The organism is Hominiventricola aquisgranensis (assembly GCF_040096225.1).
GTDB classification, from domain to species: domain Bacteria; phylum Bacillota; class Clostridia; order Lachnospirales; family Lachnospiraceae; genus Hominiventricola; species Hominiventricola aquisgranensis.
Genome location: NZ_JBBMFC010000013.1, coordinates 24,192 through 43,313, shown reverse-complemented (window position 1 = coordinate 43,313; position 19,122 = coordinate 24,192). Strand labels below are relative to the sequence as shown.

The following is a 19,122-nucleotide window of genomic DNA, read 5'->3' as shown; positions in this document are numbered from 1 at the left end:
ACACGAACCCTATAGGAAAGGCTGCAGGAGCTTACGAAACGTAAACCTGCAGCCTTTCTTTTCCTTATTATACTTTGAACCGGTAACCTACTCCCCAGATTGTTTCGATATACTGAGGCTTGGCTGTATTGAACTCAATCTTCTCACGGATCTTCTTAATATGCACCGTTACGGTCGCAATATCTCCAATAGACTCCATATCCCAGATCTTGCTGAACAGTTCTTCCTTTGTAAATACATGATTCGGATTCTGTGCAAGAAATGTGAGCAGGTCAAACTCTTTAGAGGTGAATGCTTTCTCTTCGCCATTGACCCACACCCGTCTGGCCGTCTTATCAATCTTGATGCCGCGGATCTCAATGATCTCATTTTCCTGCACACCGCTTCCTACCAGACGCTCATACCGGGCCATATGCGCCTTTACACGCGCTACCAGTTCACTGGGACTGAAGGGCTTTGTCATATAATCGTCTGCTCCAAGACCAAGACCTCGAATCTTGTCAATATCGTCCTTCTTAGCTGATACCATGATCACCGGAATATTTTTCTCCTGGCGGATCTGGCGACAGATCTCGAATCCATCCATTCCTGGCAACATCAGATCCAGAATGATCAGGTCAAAATCCTCTGCCAGTGCTCTGGTAAGTCCGGTATCTCCTCGCTCTTCTATCTCCACGGTGAAGCCGCTCAGTTCCAGATAATCTTTCTCAAGATCTGCAATTGCCTCTTCATCTTCAATAATCAAAATTTTACTCATTTACGGGTACCTCCTGAAATTTTCTAAGCACAAAATACATGGTCGTTCCCAATCCTTCCCGGCTGGTCGCCCACACTTTTCCACCATGGTCTTCCATGATCTTGTGAACGATTGACAGTCCAATGCCGCTTCCTCCTTTGGAAGAATTTCTGGATGTATCTGTCCTGTAAAAACGGTCGAAAATGTACGGCAGATCTTTTGCCGAGATTCCGCGTCCGTTATCTTCGATCTCAACCTGGACAAAATCCCCCACATCCAACACCCGGATCTGAATGGATTTTTCCGGCTTATCCATATATTTCACAGAATTTCCTACAATATTATTGACTACACGCTTGATCTGCTCCGCATCGGCGATCACCATCACCGTGTCATCCACCTTATTCTCATATTTAAGGTCGATCTGCTGCTGACTCAGCTCCAGACCAATATCCTCAAAGCAGTCATCAAAATAATCCTTCACATTGATCTTATTAAATGTATACGGAATCCGGTTCGTATCGATCTTACAGTAAAATGTCAGCTCATTGATCAGCCGATCCATATCATTTGCCTTATTATAAATGGTCCGCAAATATTTCTGCTGCTTTTCCGGTGTGTCTGCCACTCCGTCCAGCAGGCCTTCCACATATCCTTTGACCGCTGTGATTGGTGTCTTCAGGTCATGGGAAATATTACTGATCAGCTCTTTATTCTGACTGTCAAAAGAGACTTTTTCTTCTGTAGATTCCTTCAATCGAAGACGCATCTCCTCAAAGTCTGCACACAACTCACCGATCTCATCGTTATCTTCAATCTCCACCTCAAAATCCAGATTACCATCACGGATATTCTGCGTTGCTTTCTTCAATGTCTCAATAGGACTTAAAATACTCCGGTAGATCCATGCCATCAGAAAGCTGCAAGTCATAGCCATGATCAAGATGACCGAGATCAGCATCTCCCCTAAAAATTCCTTCGTCTGCGGGGTCACCACCTCTGCAGGCTGCAAACTCATAAAACCGACAAATACAATGGAAATCAAGAATAGCGGCACTGCGATCACCACTGCAAATGTAACGATCAATTTTGTCTTCAGATTCACTGTTTTTCCTCCATATACTGAACCAGCTAAAAGAAATTATACCATATATCGTGAGCATTATTTATAAACTTTTTGTAAAAGAGATGAATTTATCAGAAACCCCTTGACATTTCCAGCATTACAGTGTAGGTTATAGTCCGTAGAAAAGTCCATATAGAAGATTTCTCTTATTCAGAGCGGTGGAGATACATAGGATCTGTGAAACCCGGCAACCCCTGTATAGCAGGAAGGTGCTAACCTGAGCGAGCATTCGAACAATAAGAGGATTTGAACCATAACTTCAAGTCCGCTTACAAAAGCGGACTTTTCTAATGTAATCATTTCACACTTACACATTTTTGAAAGGAGCTACTAATGGCAAAAGAGAAAATTCTTTTCACTTCTGAATCTGTAACTGAAGGACATCCGGACAAGATCTGTGACCAGATTTCCGATGCTATCCTTGACGCTCTTATGGCACAGGACCCCATGAGCCGTGTTGCATGCGAGACAAGCACAACCACCGGTCTGGTACTTGTTATGGGTGAGATCACCACCAAGGGATATGTAGATATCCAGAAGATCGTCCGTGACACCATCCGCGAGATCGGATATACCAGAGGCAAATATGGCTTTGATGCTGACAACTGTGCAGTGATCACCGCAATCGATGAGCAGTCCACAGACATTGCTATGGGTGTTGACAAGGCCCTGGAAGCTAAAGAGCATCTGATGGATGACAGCCAGCTGGAAGCAATTGGTGCTGGAGACCAGGGTATGATGTTTGGTTACGCAACCAACGAGACTCCGGAGCTGATGCCGTATGCCATCTCTCTGGCTCACAAACTGGCCAAGAGACTGACCGACGTTCGTAAAGATGGTACTCTTCCGTATCTTCGTCCGGACGGAAAGACTCAGGTTACTGTTGAATATGATGAGAACGGCAAACCGATCCGTCTGGAGGCAGTTGTTCTGTCCACTCAGCATGGTGAAGAAGTATCTCAGGAACAGATCCATGAGGATATCAAAAAATATGTCTTTGATCCGATCCTTCCAGCCGACATGGTAGATGCAGACACTAAGTTCTTCATCAACCCGACTGGCCGTTTCGTTATCGGAGGACCGCACGGAGACAGTGGTCTGACCGGACGTAAGATCATCGTAGACACCTATGGTGGATATGCCCGTCACGGCGGCGGAGCATTCTCCGGAAAAGACTGCACCAAGGTAGACCGTTCTGCAGCTTATGCAGCACGTTACGCAGCTAAGAACATCGTTGCAGCAGGACTTGCTGACAAGTGTGAAATCCAGCTCTCCTATGCTATCGGTGTTGCAAGACCGACTTCCGTCAGAGTTGATACCTTCGGAACCGGCAAGCTGTCCGATACTGAACTGGTAGAGATCGTTCGCGAAAACTTCGATCTGCGACCAGCAGGAATCATCAAGATGCTTGATCTGCGCCGTCCGATCTACAAACAGACCGCAGCTTACGGACATTTTGGCCGCACCGATGTAGAGCTTCCGTGGGAGAATACCGACAAGGCTGAAGACCTGAAGAAATATCTGAAATAAATTCATATAATATAGGAGGGAAGCTGTTCGCAGCTTCCCCTTTTTGATGCCTTTTCCTGGTAATTTTCCACATTTTCTTGTCTTATCCCCCTACTTCCGTTATACTAGATAAAAGTGTACTAAAAATATCTACATTAAGGGGATTTGTCACATGAAAAAATTACTCAACAGTCTTCCTTTCCGTCTGCTAGCCGGTGTGATCATCGGTATTCTGGTCGGACTGGTTGCAAACGAAACTTTTATGAACATTGTTGTTACGGCAAAGCAGCTGCTCGGTGAGCTGATCACCTTCTGTGTTCCGCTGATCGTGATCGGATTTATCGCACCATCCATCACTCGCCTTGGAAAAAATGCTTCCCGCATGCTGGTGGTTGCGCTGATCCTCGCCTATGTATCTTCTGTAGGTGCTGCTCTCGTGAGCATGGTTGCCGGATTCAACATCATTCCGCACCTTTCCATCGTATCCACTGCTGAAGGATTGAAGGAACTGCCGGAAGTGATCTTTGAACTGAATATTCCGCAGATCATGAGTGTTATGAGTGCACTGGTCTTCTCTGTTTTGATAGGCCTTGCTGTTACATGGACCAAAGCAGACCGCACTGCTGAACTGCTGGAAGAATTCCAGAAGATCGTATTAGAGATCGTGACCCGCGTGATCATTCCGATCCTGCCGGTATTTATCGCCTGCACTTTCTGTGCTCTTTCTTATGAAGGAACCATTACCAGACAGCTTCCGGTCTTCCTGAAAGTTATCATCATCGTTATGATCGGACATTACCTGTGGATGACCCTGCTGTATCTGATCGCCGGTGCATATTCTGGAAAGAATCCGCTGGAGGTTGTGAAACACTATGGTCCGGCTTATATTACTGCTGTTGGAACCATGTCTTCTGCAGCAACTCTTGCAGTTGCCCTTCGCTGTGCGAGAAAATCTTCTGTATTGAGAAAAGATATGGTTGACTTTGGCATTCCGCTGTTTGCAAATGTGCATCTGTGCGGATCTGTTCTGACTGAAGTATTCTTCGTTATGACGGTATCTCAGATTCTGTACGGCTCTATACCGTCACTGGGAACCATGATCCTGTTCTGTGTACTGCTTGGCATCTTTGCCATCGGAGCTCCAGGTGTTCCAGGCGGAACGGTTATGGCCTCTCTGGGACTGATCACTGGTATCCTGTTGTTTAACGACACCGGTACCGCTCTGATGCTGACCATCTTCGCTCTGCAGGACAGCTTCGGTACTGCATGTAACGTGACCGGAGATGGTGCTCTGACCCTGATCCTGACCGGATACGCAGACCGCCATGGCATCACTGAGAAATCCAAAAACGAGTAATCTACATAAAAAACCCATACAGTCAGCTCTTTTAATGCTGTCTGTATGGGTTTTTTACTGTATGATTATTTCTGCAGCTCCATCCGCTTGATCTCTTTCATTCCCTGCTCATGCACTTCCTTATCATTCCTCCTCTTCCTCAGTTGTTACTCCCACATGGTCTTTTTATTTCTTGTAGTTTTTTACTTTACCATAAGTATCTTAACAAGTAATAAAAAGAGGAGCTCCAACCGCTGTATCTCTCATCGGTTGAAACCCCTTTGTTTCCATTTCGGAATGTAACTTTTTCTGATGTCATTTATTTTTTTCTGTTTTGCATGAATTTTGCAATATACTTTCTGTTCCCGTCAACCAACCTTCAGACGGAACTTCTGAATCTCTTTTTCACTTGCTACCTTCTCGATCTTTGCACCCAGACCACGCAGCTTTTCATCCAGATTCTCATATCCACGCTCAATATAATAGATATCGTCCACGATAGTGATGCCTTCTGCAGCCAGTCCTGCGATCACCAGTGCCGCACCTGCACGCAGATCCGGTGCGCTGACTCTTGCGCCTGTGAATTTCTCCACACCGCTGATCACTGCCACATTACCCTCTACCTTAATAGAAGCTCCCATACGTGCCAGCTCATCTACATAACGAAATCTGTTTTCAAAAATACTCTCTGTCACAATGCTGGTTCCCTCAGCCAGTGCCAGTGTTACCGCAATCTGCGGCTGCATATCTGTCGGGAATCCCGGATATGGCATGGTCTTTACGTGAGTTCCCTGCAGCTTGCCGATTGCTCTCACACGAACTGCATCATCATACTCTGTGACCTCACATCCAAGTTCTGTCAGCTTTGCACTGGTTGCTTCCAGATGCTTCGGGATCACATTATGAAGTACAACATCTCCGCCAGTCACTGCTGCAGCAAACATAAAGGTTCCTGCCTCAATCTGATCCGGAATAATGGAATATTCGGTCTTGTGAAGGGATTTTACACCACGGATACGGATCACATCTGTACCCGCTCCCTTGATACTTGCTCCCATACTGTTCAGGAAGTTTGCCACATCTACCACATGAGGCTCTTTTGCCGCATTTTCAATGATCGTATTGCCATCCGCCATCGCTGCTGCCATCATAATATTGATGGTTGCACCTACACTGACCATATCAAGAAAAATGTGTGCTCCATGAAGCTCTTCAGCCTCTGCAATGATAAATCCATGCTCAATCCTGGTCACTGCACCCATGGCCTTAAAACCTTTCAGATGCTGATCGATCGGACGGCTTCCAATATTACAGCCTCCCGGCAGCGGCACTTCCGCACGCTTATATTTTCCAAGCAGTGCACCCAGCAGATAATAGGATGCACGGATCTTCTTCATGCTTTCATTTTCTACAATACAGTTTTCCACACCAGATCCATTGATCTCCACCGCATGACGGTTTACACGCTTGACATGCGCACCGATTTCATCCAGTGCTTCCAATAATGCATTGATATCACGCACATCCGGAAGATTATCTATATATACTGTCTCATCTGTCATACTTGCAGCCGCAAGAATAGCCAGAGCCGCATTCTTTGCGCCTCCGATCTCCACATCTCCAGCCAGGGGAATACCGCCTTTTATAACATACTGTTCCACGTTTACACCTCGTTCACAACGATTCAAAAGTCATTATCTCATTCTATTAACAGATTGCTCCGAAAGAGCTTATCTTATTCTCGTTTTCATAAAACATGCCGATTCCTGCATATCTAAGCTATTATAGCTTATAGCCACCGAAAAAGCAACTAACACAATGTCAAAAAAGCATTGACTTTAGCGTCCTTCACAGGTAATTTTTTATTTCAAAGCATTGCTTGATAATCACTCTCTGTAAAACGATGATAAATAGTATGTCCCATCTCCATATGGATACAATAATAATATTCGTCTATGGACGGATCTTTGAAGTGGATCGCGTAATCAAAATCGGATCCCTCCGGCATCTTCTCGCACACGTATTCATGGCCATGGTTTTCAAACACCTGGCAGATCTCTTCCAATGTGCATGCGTGATGCTCCTGAAATAACTGAATCAGGTCTTTTAGAAATGCAGGTGTCTCCACTTGCTCATGCACCCACTGGGAACCTTCCGGCGGAATGCTGATCTCCACACGGCCCGCATGGCTGTAAAAATGAAGTTCTCCAAGAGATGACTTCGCTTCAAATGCCTTCCGCAGAAGTGTCAGCATCTCCTGATCATCCTTTGCATTACTTCCAAGGATCGTATTCAGGGAATCCACCGGATAGTAGAGACGAACGGTCTCTTTTGCATATCCCAGCTTCAGCTGTGCCTCTTTCACCTGATCTGTCATATTTTTTAAAAGTTTTTCTCTGTTCATCGACTTCATACTCCTGTCTTTCGCTGGTTTAATTATGAAGGATGGAGGAGTAAATGTCAAATACTACGTCCGGATCAGAGAGTTTTATTGAGGACATCCATCGTCCCTCTGATGGTGCCGGGTTCCGTCATATGAAATGGATCCAGAAGGCTGTCCATTTGCTCTTTATCCAACAGGTTTTCCTGCAGAATCAGATCCCGGACGGAGGCACCGGCCTTTATGGCCTTCTTAGCAATATCGGCAGCTTTCTGATAGCCGACATACGGGCAGATGGCTGTAATAATGCCCACACTGTTTTCAACCAGATAGCGGCAGCGTGTCTCATTTGCCGTAATGCCTGTAACACAGTTTTCCACAAAAGTATGCACCGCATAGGCCAACGTATCAATTGACTGAAACATACAATAAAACACGATAGGTTCAAATGCATTCAGTTCCAGCTGCCCTGCCTCTGCTGCCATAGTAATCGTCACATCGTTGCCTATGATATTAAAAGCGACCTGATTAACTACTTCAGGAATAACAGGATTTATTTTTCCAGGCATAATGGACGACCCGTTTTGTTTCGCAGGAAGATTAATCTCTGCCAGACCAGCCCGTGGTCCAGAAGACATCAGACGCAGGTCATTTGCAATTTTTGAAAGTGTCACAGCACATGCTTTCACGGCACCAGATACCGCTACAAAGACATCCAGATTCTGCGTAGCATCGATCAGGTCATATGCCTGCGCCAGATCCATATCGGACACTTCAGACAGAATTGGAACAATCCGATGCAGGTAAGCCTCATCTGCATTCAGACCGGTTCCCACTGCAGTTCCTCCCAGATTTAATGTACGCATTTCTCCCATGGCCTTTTCCATCCGGTGAATATCCCGCATGATGGCAACAGAATATGCACGAAATTCCTGTCCCAGACGAATAGGAACCGCATCCTGAAGCTGCGTACGACCCATTTTAATGACATCGTTAAATTCCTCTGCTTTTTTGCACAAAGCACCGTGCAGCTGTAAAAGTTCATGTTTCAGATTTTTCAGAAGACGTAACGAAGTCATCTTACCTGCCGTAGGAATCACATCGTTTGTCGATTGACTGCAGTTTACATCATCATTTGGATTGATGATGCTGTAATCACCTTTGTTTCCACCCAGGAGTTCAATGGCGCGATTGGCAATGACTTCATTGGCATTCATATTAAGGGATGTTCCAGCACCACCCTGGATCGGGTCCACGATAAAATCTTCCCGGAATTTACCTGCCAGAATCTCATCGCAAGCCTGCACAATCGCCTGAGCTTTTCTCTTTTCCAGCATTCCAACTTCACAGTTGGTGATAGCGGCAGCTTTCTTAATATAAGCCAGACTGTTAATGATCTCTGGATGCATTCTCAGTCCGGTAATATGAAAATTCTCTGCGGCACGCAGGGACTGCACACCATAATAAACATCACCTGGAATATCCCTTGTTCCAAGGGAATCCTTTTCAATCCTATAGTCTTCAACTTTTGTTTCTTTCATTGCCAATGCCTCTCTTTATTTTAAAAATTTATTCCCGCACTGGAAGAATCCTTCCTTATTGCATTCAGTATACCTACGTGCTACTATATAATCAAATACATATATTTATATAGAATATATAGCTTTCAAGCTATACTTCAGGAGCGTGATAAAGATGTTTCAAGGAATGGAATATGTTTACGAGGTATACAAAGAACGAAGTTTTTCCAAGGCAGCCGCAAACCTGTTTATTTCCCAGCCATCTTTAAGTGCCAATGTAAAACGGATCGAGAAAAAAATTGGTTATCCAATCTTCGACCGGAGCACAAAACCATTGGGACTTACGGAATGTGGACAGCATTATATTGATGCCGTGGAACACATTATGCAGGTAGAAAACGGATTTCATGATTTTGTAAATGATTGGAGCAATCTGAAAACCGGACAGTTGATCTTAGGCGGAAGCAGCTTCTTTTCCTCCTGGGTGCTTCCACCACTGATCGGAGAATTTTCAAGAAAATATCCTTTGGTCAAGCCCCTTTTACTGGAAGAAAACACGGCAACATTGGCCCAATATCTTCAAAGTGGACGTATGGATTTTTTATTGGACAATTGTGAACTTGATCCTTCTATTTTTGACCGCTATGTCTATCAGAAGGAGCATCTGTTGCTGGCTGTTCCTGAATCTCTGCCCGTGAATGAATCCTTACGTGCGTATCAGGTTCCAACTTCCAGTATAAAGAACAGAACCTTTTTAAAGATGAATATCCCTGCAGTTTCTTTACAGGCTTTCACCAATGAGACATTTATTTTTATGAAGCAGGAAAATGACACAGGAAAGCGAGCTGCCCGCATATGTCAGGAACATCATTTTCACCCGCGAGTCCTGTTTGAATTAGACCAGCAAATGACTTCATACAATGTCACCTGTTCAGGCATGGGAATTTCCTTTATAGGTGATCTGCTGATCTCCCTGGTTCCGCCGAATCCGAATGTCGTTTATTACCGGCTGGATGAAAAAGACAGCTTGCGTAATATTTATTTCTACTGGAAAAAAGGACGTTACATAAGCCATATCATGAGTGCATTTTTAGATTTATTACCCTCTTTTGATAATTTGATCTGATTTTTGTAACATATGCTACATCTGATTTCTTTTTATGTGGTATAATACAAATAAATGAAAACGCACAGCCGGAAAGGAGCTATTTTTATGAAAATCACAAACGATATCAGATATGTAGGTGTCAATGACCATCAGGTCGATCTGTTTGAGGGACAGTATGTTGTACCTAATGGCATGTCCTATAATTCTTATGTGATCCTTGATGAAAAAGTCGCTGTTATGGATACCGTCGATGCTCATTTCACCCATGAGTGGCTGGACAACATCACATCCGTACTTGGTGACCGTCATCCGGACTATCTGATCATCCAGCATATGGAGCCGGACCACGCAGCAAATATCGCCAACTTCATGGACGTATATAGAGATACTACCATCGTATCCAGCAAAAAGGCATTTGCTATGATGGCACAGTTCTTCGGAACCGATTACCCGGATCGCCAGATTATTGTAAAAGAAGGAGATTCTTTAACTCTTGGCAAGCATACTCTGGCGTTTGTGGAAGCTCCGATGGTACACTGGCCGGAAGTAATCGTTACTTATGATACCTGTGACAAAGTACTGTTCTCTGCAGATGGATTTGGAAAATTCGGTGCTCTTGATGTGGAGGAGCCGTGGGATGATGAGTCCCGTCGTTACTTCATCGGTATCGTTGGAAAATACGGCAAACAGGTGCAGAATCTGCTGAAAAAAGCAGCAACTCTGGATATTCAGACTATCTGTCCTCTGCACGGACCAGTACTGACTGAAAACCTTGGACATTATTTAAGCCTGTACAATACCTGGTCCTCCTATCAGCCAGAATCTGAGGGAATCGTAATCGCTTACACTTCTGTATATGGTCACACCAAGCAGGCCGTGGAAGCACTGGCTGACCAGTTCCGTTCCAATGGATGCCCGAAAGTTGTTGTTCATGATCTGGCAAGATGCGACATGTCTCTGGCAATCGCAGATGCCTTCCGTTACAACAAGCTGGTACTGGCAACCACGACCTACAACGCAGACCTTTATCCGTTCATGCGCGATTACATCCATCGCCTGACCGAGCGCAATTTCCAGAACCGTAAAGTTGCCCTGATTGAAAATGGATCCTGGGCTCCGCTGGCTGCAAAAGTTATGAAAAATATGTTTGAAGGCAGCAAACAGATCGCCTGGGCAAACACCACCGTTCATATCAAATCTGCTCTCAGCGACGAAAGCCGCGCAGAGCTGAACGCACTGGTAGAAGAATTCTGTCAGGATTATATTGCTCAGCACAGTGAGACTGCCAACAAAAATGACTTAAGTGCTCTGTTCAACATTGGTTACGGACTCTATGTGGTAACCTCCAACGATGGGCGCCGTGACAATGGTCTGATCGTAAACACCGTATCTCAGGTAACCAACACTCCGAACCGGATCGCAGTGACCATCAACAAGGCAAACTACTCCCACCATGTGATCAAGCAGACTGGTATCATGAACCTGAACTGCCTGTCCACGGAAGCACCGTTTGACATCTTCCAGACCTTTGGATTCCAGAGTGGAAGAACTGTTGATAAGTTTGCAGGTGCTGGCATCCAGCCGCTGTACTCTGACAACGGACTTGCTTTCTTGCCAAAATACATTAACTCCTTCATGTCTCTGAAAGTAGAGCAGTACATTGACATGGACACCCACGGAATGTTCATCTGCAGCATTACCGAGTCCCGTGTGATCTCCAAAGTCGAGACCATGACCTACAACTACTATCAGAACAATGTAAAACCAAAGCCGGCAACGGAAGGCAAGAAAGGATTCGTATGCAAGGTGTGCGGATATATTTACGAGGGTGATGAACTTCCGGAAGATTTCATCTGCCCGCTCTGCAAACATGGTGTAGCTGACTTTGAACCGATCGAAGGCTAAATCGATTCTGTTGTAATTTTTTCAGATTTTGCCCGTATAATTTTCTCATCTTTGTGCAGTATTTTCTGTATTAAGTGTTATAATGCAGTTGTAACAAATAAAAGACCTACTTAACGGACACATTTTCATATGCCTGCTAAGCTGATCAGTTTTTTGGAGGAATAGATAAATGGATACTTTAAAAGCTGAAAAGAGAAGCATGGAAACAAAAGCAAAAAGACTGAGAAGAGAAGGATATGTAACCGGTAATGTCTTCGGACATGACATCGAAGGTTCCATTCCTGTTAAGATCACAAAGGCCGAAGCTGATCGTCTTCTGAAGAAGAAAAAGAAAGGCAGTCAGATTATGCTGGATCTGGAAGGACAGCAATATGATGTACTGATCAAGGAGATCGACTTTGATACTCTGAAGGGTCAGGCAATCGAGATGGATTTCCAGGCACTGGTCAAAGGTGAAAAAGTTCACTCTGTTGCAGAGGTCGTACTTGTAAACCATGAGAAAGTCCAGTCCGGCGTAGTTGAGCAGAAGCTGGAAGAGATCGCATATAAAGCACTGCCGGAAGCTCTGGTTGAGACCGTTGAAGTTGACTTAAGCGGACTCAAAGCCGGTGATGTTGTTAAGGTTAAAGATCTTGCAATCGCTGCTGATAAAGACGTGGTACTTGTTACCGATCCGGAAGCAGTCGTTGTAACTGTAACCGTTCCGCATAACGCTCCGATCCCGGAGACCGATGCAGAGGAAGCTGAAGAGGCTGAAAAATAAATATGGTCTGAAGTTGAAGAGGCTGTCGCGATTGCGACAGCCTCTTTTCTGACTATGTGAGCCTGAAAGGTTAGGAATCCGCACTTGAATTATCCAGCACTTATTCTATATCAACCCTTATATCAACCCATGTTCCACACAGTAATAATAGATTCCATCTTCCGCCACATGTCCGCAATGGTCTGTGGCAATTGCTTTCAGTTTTTCTGATGCATTTTCCATGGCAACGCCAGTGCCCACTGCCTGGAACATCTCAACGTCATTATTTCCATCCCCGAATGCCAGCGCCTCAGATTGGTCGAACCCATAATACTTCAACACCTTTGCAATACCCGTTCCTTTTCCGCCTGTTGCAGGGATAATATCAACTGCCCTGTCCCACCAGGAAGTGATCTTAGCTCCATGAACACCATCCAGGATCGTTGAAAAATCCGACTCTCTGCAGCTCATCAGCAGCTGATAAACAGTTCCCTGTGATACACGATCAAAGTCATCTGAAATAATCACCGTCTGCTTGCCAAATGCATAATACTGATCCAGATCCTCATCAGTTCCATTGGAGATCAACTGATCTTTGGTGGCAACCGATACCGGGCGTCCCAGCACCGCCGCATTCTGAATCATTTTCTGCACATCATCCTGTTCCAGCGGATTGCTGTAGATAATCTCCTTCTGGTTGAAGCAGTAGGATCCATTGTATGTAAGGATCGCATCAAACTCAACCCCTTCAAAAGTCGGCACTGCCATAGGCGCTCTTCCTGTAGCAATACAGATGATAATCCCTTTTTCCTTTAAACGTCTCAATGTCTCCAGCATCTTCGGTGTGACTTTTTTTGTATCTACGTCAATCAATGTTCCGTCTATGTCAAAAAATATGATTTTGATATTTTTCATGTTTGTTTCCCTCCTGCTTAAAATCTCGGTTGCTGCTGATCTGCTGTATGTTCACCGATCAGCTTCTCCATCCAGACCATGTCATACCATCTGTGAAACTTATAGCCACATTGGTGGAACTGCCCCACCATACGGTATCCCAGATGGGCATGGAACTCCACACTGTTCCGGGTCAGGTATTCATCCTCCTGCACCGGATAGGCAATGCAGGCATTCATATTCAAAAAGCCTCGATTCCTCAGTTCTTCTTCCAGTGCTTCATGAAGTTTTTTACCAATCCCCATGCGTTTTTTATTCTGATATACATAGATGGAAGTCTCCACCGCCCAGTCATAGGCCGGGCGATCATGGAACGGTCCCACGTAAGCATAGCCTACTGGCTCTTCACCTTGTTCCGCCACCAAATAAGGATACTTTTTCAGCGTATTGTGAATCCGTTCACAGAATTCCTCCACGGTCGGAACTTCATACTCAAATGTGATGGCTGTCTGCTCCACATAAGGCGCATAGATTGCCAATAATTTCTCTGCATCTTCTGGCTTCGCAGGACGAATCCTGATCTTTAAATCCATTTTACTCATCCTTTTCTGCTTTTTCCTTGACTATCATTATCTCTATGGTATAATTTGCGGATATGGTTCTGATTCATCCTCTCACTTTCATAAAGGAGTTTATCATATGAGTACATCCATCAACCGCAATTTTTCCCCTTGGGATCTGTTAAAATTCGCGGCACCTTCCATCATCATGATGGTATTTATGTCCCTGTATACTATTGTGGACGGTATGTTCATCTCCCGCTTTGTGGGGAGCAATGCTCTGTCCTCTCTTAACATTGTATTTCCGGTGATCAATGTTGCAATTGCCATCTCCACCATGCTCGGTACCGGTGGCAATGCGATCATCAGCAAATATTTAGGCGAATGCAGAGACGAAGATGCCAGGAAAGCTCTGACCCAGTTCACTGTCCTGTGTCTTGGCTTCAGCTTTCTTCTGATGCTGCTGTCCCTGCCAAACCTTACACTGATCTCCCGTTTTCTTGGTTCCAATGAAATTCTGCTGGCAGACTGCCGGGTCTATCTTGGTGTGTCCATGCTCTTTGCACCGGCTGCCATGCTGCAGGGATTATTTCAGTCCTACTTTGTGACTGCTGGAAAACCCGGCCTTGGGCTTTGGCTTATGGTCGGTGCCGGCATTTTCAACGTAGTTTTTGATTATGTACTGATCGTTCCCTGTCAGATGGGGATCGCAGGTGCTGCCCTTGCCACCGGAATCGGTCAGTGTATCCCGGCACTTTTCGGACTTTTTTTCTTTCTGTGTTCCAAAGACGATCTGCATTTTTGCAAGTTTACTTTTCATATGAAAGAAATATTATCTGCCTGCTACAATGGTTCGTCGGAAATGGTCTCTCAGCTGGCCAATGCGATCATTACTTATCTGTTCAACATCATCATGATGCAGCTGGTAGGTGAACATGGTGTTGCTGCCATCACTATTTTACTCTATGGACAGTTTCTGTTCAATGCATTTTATCTTGGATTTACCATCGGGATCAGTCCGATCGTCGGATTCCAGTATGGTGCCGGAGACAAACAGAAGCTTCACAACATTTACCATACCTCTTTCTTATTTGTTGCTGTCTCTTCGGTATTCATGGCGGTGATCGCCATTGTTCTGTCTCCGACCATTGTTACGATCTTTACTGATGATCCGGCAACTTATGAACTGGCTGCTGCAGGCTTCCGCCTGTTCGCCATCAATTTCCTGTTCAGCGGCATCAGCATTACATCTTCCGGATTCTTTACAGCCCTGTCCAACGGAACCATCTCCGCCGTGATCTCTTTTTGCAGGACCTTAGGATTTATCGTTCTGTCGCTTCTGATCCTGCCGAAGTTCTTAGGGATCACAGGCGCGTGGATCGCCATTCCAGTGGCAGAGTTCTGTACCCTGCTGGTAACCGGTGTCATGCACTTTGTGTACTTCTGGAAACCGGGCATTCGAAACTATCTGCGGTGATCCGCATGATTGCCATCAGAATCGCATACTGTTATAATGAATGGTGCCGAGAGCAATCGCCCTGCGGCATCATCTTTTTTCAAAAGGAGCTGATTTTCTATGAGCATTATGAATACATATACCGGGAAGAAATTTGATCCTCTTCAGATGAAGCCTGAAGATGTGGATCTGGTAGATATTGCCCACGCATTAAGCCTTCTGTGCCGGGGTGGCGGACACATTGACTGCTTCTATACCGTTGCTCTTCATTCCATTAACTGCGCCAACGAAGCAAAGGCCCGCGGCTGGGAACGAAAGCTCATTCTTGCATGTCTCTTGCATGATGCCAGCGAGGCTTATATTGCAGATATTATTCGCCCGGTAAAGCCGTATCTTACCAATTATCTGGAGATCGAAGATCAGATCATGTCTGTGATCTGGCAGCATTTTCAGCTTGAACTGACACCGGAAGAACATAAAAAATGGAAGCAGATCGATGACGAGATCCTGGATTCCGAGTTAAAAGAAATGTTTTCCGGAGAAGCAGAAAGGATTCCTGTTCCACTCAGATCCACGCCGGATTTCAGCGAACGTCCACATGGGGAAGTGGAAGAAGAATTTATCAGAATTGCTGAAGAACTGCTGAATTGATCCCCCCTAACCGCCCAAAAAACCAGGACATCACTGCCCTGGTTTTTGTTTCAATGTTTATTTATCCTCATCAAGAAATGCGAGTAAAGATGACTCTTTCGGAACAGATCATCCTGAAATCTCCACAGTAAGAATAAAATCACCACAACAGCCACAACAATTCCAATGAGCAGCCACTGCATAGAGGAAAGCATGCTGATATTAAAGCAACGGATATTGATCCACATCTGATTGATATTGGCATTTCCCTCATCATCAAAATACAGCATAACTGCGCTTCGGTCGATCTCTTCCTGGGACGGATACTGGGCAGATAACTGGCGATGAGCCTGATCTGCAGGAGCTGTGATTACATAATCCTCATCCTCATTGTCTCCGGAGAAGAAATAGCCCAGCGGATATTCAATGGTATCTTCCTCATCATCCTCTGCACCATAGGTCCAGTCCGCATATTCAAAGATCAGCGGACTGTCTCCGCCTGCAATAGCTGAGGTATAGCCGATGTAATACATATTTCTGACTGCACTGTCCGGGCGGGACAGGAAGTTGATAAATGCCTCCGCCGCCTGTTTCTTGGCAGCGTCTTCCCCGATGCCGCTCTTTAACATCACCCAGCCATCAAACCACAGGTTGGTACACTCCTCCGGTACGGCCCAATCCAGATAAAAATCGTCGTCCTCTGCCTGATCCATAGTGTACACACCATCTCCTGACCACTGCAGGTTGGCAACTACTTTCCCGGTGATCATATCTGCTTTTCCACTGTCAGTCTCAAAGGAATACACATTCTGACGAATTTCTTTCAGCTTCTGTTCTGACTCATCAATGGTCTCCTTACGTGTGTCATTCATGATCGCGGACAGTTGTTCGTGATAATCGCTGCTGTTTCTAAACGTTTCACTGTTCAGCAGATCTTTATTGAGAATTGCCAGCGTTGGGAAGTAAGCATCACGCACATTATCCTTGATGGTTACCTGACGGTAGAATTTCTCATTTTCCAGAATGCTCCAGGTAGAAGCCTCCTCTTCCGTCACCTCCTCCGGGTTGTACACCATACCGGTGATGCCCCACATATAACCTGCCGCATAATCAGACCACGGCTCTCCATCGATCTCATTTTCATGAAACACACTGTCAATATAAGGAGACACACCCTTTACATAGTAATTATTTTCATTGGAGTCATCAAAAAACTCATCGGATAAGGGCTCCAGCTTATTTTCTTTCATAAGCTTCATGATCATGTAGTCCGACGGACACACCAGATCATACTCATTTCCAAGATTTAACTGGCTGTACAGCTCCTCATTGGTTCCGAAAGTAGAATACTCTACTTTCACAGGAACTCCATAAGTCTCGTAATACCACTCTTCAAAATCGGATACCAGCGAATTCTCTCCGAAGATATCTTCGCTTGGGAGATCGATCAATTCATCATCCTCCCAGCCGCCTTCATCAATGTATTCCTCCCAGTTGCATACCCGGAGAACAACAGGCTTTTCCATATCTTTTGCAGCTGCCATTGTGGTCAGCGGAGCTGCAAACGTTCCAACGATTACGGAAAGCCCCGTCCCCACTGCAAACGCGCGGACAGTCAGCTTCTTATAACGTCTATCTCTCATTTTCCGCACCTGCCTTTCTGTCAGCCAGAAGATTCCATGCAAGCACGCCCGCTACGATCACTACAAAGATCAGTGTTGACAATGCCCACAGTGCGGTCTTGATCTCTGTGTGCGAACCCTTGGTGGCATTTACCACGTAGGTACTGATCGTATCGAAGGTAGATGGCTTGGTGTAAGTCGTAATAAAATAATCATCCAGTGACAGGGTCACGGACAACATAAATCCGGACACGATTCCCGGGATCAGCTGCGGGATCACTACTTTGCGAAGAGCCAGACCGGCGCTTGCGCCCAGATCCAGAGCCGCCTCATAGATGCTGTTATCCATCTGCTTCAGCTTCGGAAGCACAGACAGATATACAAAGGGCGCTTCCAGTACCACATGACCCACGATCAACGGAAAGAAGGAATCCTTGCTCAGTCCCAGTACTACGATCAGCAATACACAGATAGAGAATCCTGTCACTACTTCCGCATTGACAACCGGGATCTGATTGGCAAAATCCATAAATCCGCGAGAGCCTTTTTTACTGTAAAATGCTCCGATGGCTCCGATGGTTCCCAGGATCGTTGCGATCAGCGCAGAGCCAAATGCCAGCGCAAACGTTCCGCCGATCATGCTCAGCAGTTCGCCGGTCGTAAACAATGTTTTATAATTCTGCAGCGAAAAATGCCCACTGGTTCCGATGGTTGCTGTATCGGTAAAGCTGTATACTGCCAGGATCACAACCGGCAGATACATAAATAACAGCACCAGTGCCAGCCAGGAGGAACGTACTATTTTTTTCATCATAAGAATGCCCCCCGTGTCGTCTCTTCTTCACTGAATCCATTGCTCGCCCACGTCACCAGGAAAATGATGGCCAGAAGCACAATGGAGATCATAGAACCGCTATTCCAGTCGTATGCATGGAAATAGCTTCCAATCAGACTTCCCATAATATAGGTGCTGTTGTACAGCATATCCAGAATGACATAGTTGGTCATGGACGGCAGGAATACCATGGTGACACCACTGATCAGTCCCGGCATACTAAGAGGTAATGTTACCTTCATAAATGTAATCACCGGACTGGCTCCCAGATCCGCAGCCGCCTCCAGATAGCTTTTATCCAGCTTCTCTAATGTGGTGTACAGCGGAAGGATCATAAACGGCAGGAAATCATAGGTCATACCAAGCACTGTATTCAAAAACGGATGATATGCCAGGTTTCCTTCCACCATGGTCAGCACTTCTTTTAATGCGACCACACGAAGGGTAAAATTGATCCACATGGGTGCGATAAAAAGTACCAACAGTACATTCTTTTTCTTAATATCGCTGCGTGCCAGAATGTAAGCTACCGGATAGGCTACCAGTGTACAGCAGGCAGTCACAGTCATCGCCGTCACAAGGCTGTATACCAGTGTACCAATGGTATTTTCACTGGTGAAAAAGTTTACAAAATTCTGAACCGTAAACTGTCCCTGCCCATTGGTAAATGCATAATAAAGTACCACCAGAAGCGGTGCGATGACAAAACATATCAGGAACACTGCATAGGGGATACCAAGCTGTTTTCTTGAAAAACGCATCA

17 protein-coding genes and 1 riboswitch are annotated in these 19,122 nt (G+C 45.3%); of the genes, 7 read left to right on the top strand and 10 right to left on the bottom strand.

Going from position 1 to position 19,122, the window contains the following annotated elements:
- Positions 1-67: 67 nt before the first annotated feature.
- Together WMO62_RS08575 and WMO62_RS08570 are read right to left on the bottom strand one after the other, a co-directional pair.
- Positions 68-757 carry a response regulator gene (locus WMO62_RS08575; protein WP_147601128.1) on the bottom strand — a complete coding sequence of 230 codons (690 nt, stop codon included), beginning with the start codon at positions 755-757 and terminating at the stop codon, positions 68-70.
- Positions 750-1,841 carry a sensor histidine kinase gene (locus WMO62_RS08570; protein WP_435390474.1) on the bottom strand — a complete coding sequence of 364 codons (1,092 nt, stop codon included), beginning with the start codon at positions 1,839-1,841 and terminating at the stop codon, positions 750-752. The genes WMO62_RS08575 and WMO62_RS08570 overlap by 8 nt, the downstream gene beginning before the upstream one ends.
- 164 nt (positions 1,842-2,005) lie before the next feature.
- Positions 2,006-2,105, top strand: a riboswitch (SAM riboswitch).
- 90 nt (positions 2,106-2,195) lie between these two features.
- Here WMO62_RS08570 and metK point away from each other — a divergent pair.
- A complete protein-coding gene (gene metK, locus WMO62_RS08565) occupies positions 2,196-3,392 on the top strand; it encodes a methionine adenosyltransferase (RefSeq protein WP_349144429.1) in 1,197 nt (398 codons plus the stop codon).
- 151 nt (positions 3,393-3,543) lie between these two features.
- A complete protein-coding gene (locus WMO62_RS08560; protein ID WP_349144428.1) occupies positions 3,544-4,728 on the top strand; it encodes a dicarboxylate/amino acid:cation symporter in 1,185 nt (394 codons plus the stop codon).
- A gap of 347 nt (positions 4,729-5,075) precedes the next feature.
- Here WMO62_RS08560 and murA read toward each other — a convergent pair whose 3' ends face one another.
- The 3 genes from murA to WMO62_RS08545 form a co-directional block, all read right to left on the bottom strand.
- Complete coding sequence (gene murA, locus WMO62_RS08555; protein ID WP_349144427.1) at positions 5,076-6,368, bottom strand: UDP-N-acetylglucosamine 1-carboxyvinyltransferase; 1,293 nt, start codon at positions 6,366-6,368, stop codon at positions 5,076-5,078.
- A 206-nt stretch (positions 6,369-6,574) separates the two neighbouring features.
- Entirely contained in the window at positions 6,575-7,111 is a 537-nt protein-coding gene (locus WMO62_RS08550; protein ID WP_349144426.1) for a DUF3877 family protein, read from the bottom strand.
- A gap of 74 nt (positions 7,112-7,185) precedes the next feature.
- Positions 7,186-8,628, bottom strand: a complete 1,443-nt coding sequence (locus tag WMO62_RS08545; protein WP_349144425.1) for an aspartate ammonia-lyase — start codon at positions 8,626-8,628, stop codon at positions 7,186-7,188.
- 154 nt (positions 8,629-8,782) lie between these two features.
- Here WMO62_RS08545 and WMO62_RS08540 point away from each other — a divergent pair, with 154 nt between their 5' ends.
- The 3 genes from WMO62_RS08540 (at position 8,783) to WMO62_RS08530 (ending at position 12,383) form a co-directional block, all read left to right on the top strand.
- On the top strand, positions 8,783-9,733 hold the full coding sequence (locus WMO62_RS08540) for a LysR family transcriptional regulator (protein WP_349144424.1): 951 nt from the start codon (positions 8,783-8,785) through the stop codon (positions 9,731-9,733).
- Between the two features lie 87 nt (positions 9,734-9,820).
- Positions 9,821-11,620, top strand: a complete 1,800-nt coding sequence (locus WMO62_RS08535) for a flavin reductase (protein ID WP_147601122.1) — start codon at positions 9,821-9,823, stop codon at positions 11,618-11,620.
- Positions 11,621-11,789: 169 nt separating this feature from the next.
- Entirely contained in the window at positions 11,790-12,383 is a 594-nt protein-coding gene (locus WMO62_RS08530) for a 50S ribosomal protein L25 (protein WP_117499201.1), read from the top strand.
- A gap of 117 nt (positions 12,384-12,500) precedes the next feature.
- Here WMO62_RS08530 and WMO62_RS08525 read toward each other — a convergent pair whose 3' ends face one another.
- Positions 12,501-13,277: a Cof-type HAD-IIB family hydrolase gene (locus WMO62_RS08525; protein WP_349144423.1), complete on the bottom strand. Its 777-nt coding sequence runs from the start codon at positions 13,275-13,277 to the stop codon at positions 12,501-12,503.
- Positions 13,278-13,294: 17 nt separating this feature from the next.
- Entirely contained in the window at positions 13,295-13,849 is a 555-nt protein-coding gene (locus WMO62_RS08520; RefSeq protein ID WP_435390473.1) for a GNAT family N-acetyltransferase, read from the bottom strand.
- A gap of 106 nt (positions 13,850-13,955) precedes the next feature.
- On the opposite strand from WMO62_RS08520, the gene WMO62_RS08515 reads away from it, so the two are divergent.
- Positions 13,956-15,293, top strand: a complete 1,338-nt coding sequence (locus tag WMO62_RS08515) for an MATE family efflux transporter (RefSeq protein ID WP_349144421.1) — start codon at positions 13,956-13,958, stop codon at positions 15,291-15,293.
- Between the two features lie 99 nt (positions 15,294-15,392).
- Positions 15,393-15,923, top strand: a complete 531-nt coding sequence (locus WMO62_RS08510; protein WP_349144420.1) for a phosphohydrolase — start codon at positions 15,393-15,395, stop codon at positions 15,921-15,923.
- 50 nt (positions 15,924-15,973) lie between these two features.
- Here the strand turns inward: WMO62_RS08510 and WMO62_RS08505 are convergent, their stop codons facing one another.
- Genes WMO62_RS08505 through WMO62_RS08495 form a run of 3 tightly spaced genes read right to left on the bottom strand, consistent with a single transcriptional unit; the run spans position 15,974 to position 19,120 of the window.
- Positions 15,974-17,545, bottom strand: a complete 1,572-nt coding sequence (locus tag WMO62_RS08505; RefSeq protein WP_349144419.1) for an ABC transporter substrate-binding protein — start codon at positions 17,543-17,545, stop codon at positions 15,974-15,976.
- Positions 17,535-18,338 carry an ABC transporter permease gene (locus WMO62_RS08500; protein WP_349144418.1) on the bottom strand — a complete coding sequence of 268 codons (804 nt, stop codon included), beginning with the start codon at positions 18,336-18,338 and terminating at the stop codon, positions 17,535-17,537. Before WMO62_RS08500 ends, WMO62_RS08505 begins: the two co-directional genes overlap by 11 nt.
- Positions 18,335-19,120: an ABC transporter permease gene (locus WMO62_RS08495; protein ID WP_349144417.1), complete on the bottom strand. Its 786-nt coding sequence runs from the start codon at positions 19,118-19,120 to the stop codon at positions 18,335-18,337. The genes WMO62_RS08500 and WMO62_RS08495 overlap by 4 nt, the downstream gene beginning before the upstream one ends.
- Between the last annotated feature and the right edge of the window lie 2 nt (positions 19,121-19,122).

Coding starts and splice junctions, on each gene's coding strand:
- WMO62_RS08575 (WP_147601128.1), bottom strand. CDS start 757: ATGAGTAAAATTTTGATTATTGAAGATGAAGAGGCAATTGCAGATCTT.
- metK (WP_349144429.1), top strand. CDS start 2,196: ATGGCAAAAGAGAAAATTCTTTTCACTTCTGAATCTGTAACTGAAGGA.
- WMO62_RS08560 (WP_349144428.1), top strand. CDS start 3,544: ATGAAAAAATTACTCAACAGTCTTCCTTTCCGTCTGCTAGCCGGTGTG.
- WMO62_RS08550 (WP_349144426.1), bottom strand. CDS start 7,111: ATGAACAGAGAAAAACTTTTAAAAAATATGACAGATCAGGTGAAAGAG.
- WMO62_RS08545 (WP_349144425.1), bottom strand. CDS start 8,628: ATGAAAGAAACAAAAGTTGAAGACTATAGGATTGAAAAGGATTCCCTT.
- WMO62_RS08540 (WP_349144424.1), top strand. CDS start 8,783: ATGTTTCAAGGAATGGAATATGTTTACGAGGTATACAAAGAACGAAGT.
- WMO62_RS08535 (WP_147601122.1), top strand. CDS start 9,821: ATGAAAATCACAAACGATATCAGATATGTAGGTGTCAATGACCATCAG.
- WMO62_RS08530 (WP_117499201.1), top strand. CDS start 11,790: ATGGATACTTTAAAAGCTGAAAAGAGAAGCATGGAAACAAAAGCAAAA.
- WMO62_RS08525 (WP_349144423.1), bottom strand. CDS start 13,277: ATGAAAAATATCAAAATCATATTTTTTGACATAGACGGAACATTGATT.
- WMO62_RS08520 (WP_435390473.1), bottom strand. CDS start 13,849: ATGGATTTAAAGATCAGGATTCGTCCTGCGAAGCCAGAAGATGCAGAG.
- WMO62_RS08515 (WP_349144421.1), top strand. CDS start 13,956: ATGAGTACATCCATCAACCGCAATTTTTCCCCTTGGGATCTGTTAAAA.
- WMO62_RS08510 (WP_349144420.1), top strand. CDS start 15,393: ATGAGCATTATGAATACATATACCGGGAAGAAATTTGATCCTCTTCAG.
- WMO62_RS08505 (WP_349144419.1), bottom strand. CDS start 17,545: ATGAGAGATAGACGTTATAAGAAGCTGACTGTCCGCGCGTTTGCAGTG.
- WMO62_RS08500 (WP_349144418.1), bottom strand. CDS start 18,338: ATGATGAAAAAAATAGTACGTTCCTCCTGGCTGGCACTGGTGCTGTTA.
- WMO62_RS08495 (WP_349144417.1), bottom strand. CDS start 19,120: ATGCGTTTTTCAAGAAAACAGCTTGGTATCCCCTATGCAGTGTTCCTG.